Raw genomic sequence first — 1,122 nt, 5'->3', positions numbered from 1 at the left:
CCACGCACGGTTCTGAATGGGAGGGGATGGAGGCGACTCCATTCTCGACCCCTAATAGTTCGAGTGGATGGGGTCTTTTTAACCACTGCACCACAGTTAGAGCATTCGAGTGAGGTATAAGCCGGGTTAACGGCAACCGTCACCTTCCCAAACTTAACCCCAAAATACTCTAACCACTTCCTGAATTGATACCAAAGAGCATCATTAATCGACTTGGCGAGACAGTGGTTTCTAACCAGATTCTTAACCCTCAAGTTTTCATATGCGACCAAATCGTTAGATTGGATTACGCAACGCGCCAGTCTCTTGGCGTGTTCTATGCGCTTCGCGCAGGCTTCGCCAACACGTTGCCTACTTATCTTGAGGTGTACTCGCCCTAGTCGGTTAATTGCTTTCTTTTGGTTAGATGAGCCTTTCTTTTTACGAGAAACACGCTTTTGTCTAAATTTCAAGCGGCTCTCACCTTTCCGATAAAATCTGGGGTTAGGTTCGGTATGACCATTAGAATCGGTATAAAACTCCTTAAGTCCTACGTCCAAACCAATCGCTTTACCCGTGGGCTGACTGTCTACTTTAACGTCCGCTTTGAGGTAGGGGTCGAGAATGGAGTCGCCTCCATCCCCTCCCAGTCAAAACCGTGCTTGAGATTTTTACCTCACACGGCTCCTGGTGTGGATGCCCACATTGTCAGTGGCACAGCGATACCAACCACTGCTTTGTCCTTCTTTGTTCAGAGCTATATGCACCACGTAGTCTTTAAACTCGCTCTCGCCATTATACTCCTACCCATTGCAGAATTTATAGCACAAGACAGAAAAGTTAGGACGTATAATGGCAAGGATATCTACAGAAGACCCAAAAGGCCAGCCCCCTACAGTTACGACCTTAGACAAAAAGTTATTAATGCAATTGAACTAGACGGTATACCCAAAACCGAAGCCAGTCAAGTTTTCCATGTCAGCAGGAACACTATCAATCTCTGGCTGCAAAGAAAAGAACACACCGGCGACTTCCTCCCTAAACCTAATCGCCCACCTGGTCATAGCCACCAAATTACCGACTGGCACAAATTCAAGGCTTTTGCCCAAGAGCATGGCGACAAAACCTCCGCTCAAATGGCTG

2 protein-coding genes are annotated in these 1,122 nt (G+C 47.1%); one reads left to right on the top strand and one right to left on the bottom strand.

Annotated features, from left to right (window positions below; genetic code table 11):
- Positions 1-539 (bottom strand): transposase (locus P5674_RS25070; RefSeq protein WP_315670415.1); only part of this gene is annotated, 539 nt, incomplete at its 3' end.
- Between P5674_RS25070 and P5674_RS25065 the strand changes: the two genes are divergently transcribed.
- A partial coding sequence (locus tag P5674_RS25065; RefSeq protein WP_315670414.1) for an IS630 transposase-related protein occupies positions 438-1,122 on the top strand: 685 nt, incomplete at its 3' end. The two genes, P5674_RS25070 and P5674_RS25065, sit on opposite strands and share 102 nt — an antisense overlap.

The organism is Limnospira sp. PMC 289.06 (genome assembly GCF_032350395.1).
In the GTDB taxonomy this organism is placed as follows: domain Bacteria; phylum Cyanobacteriota; class Cyanobacteriia; order Cyanobacteriales; family Microcoleaceae; genus Limnospira; species Limnospira platensis.
This window is presented reverse-complemented; position numbering and strand designations above follow the sequence as displayed.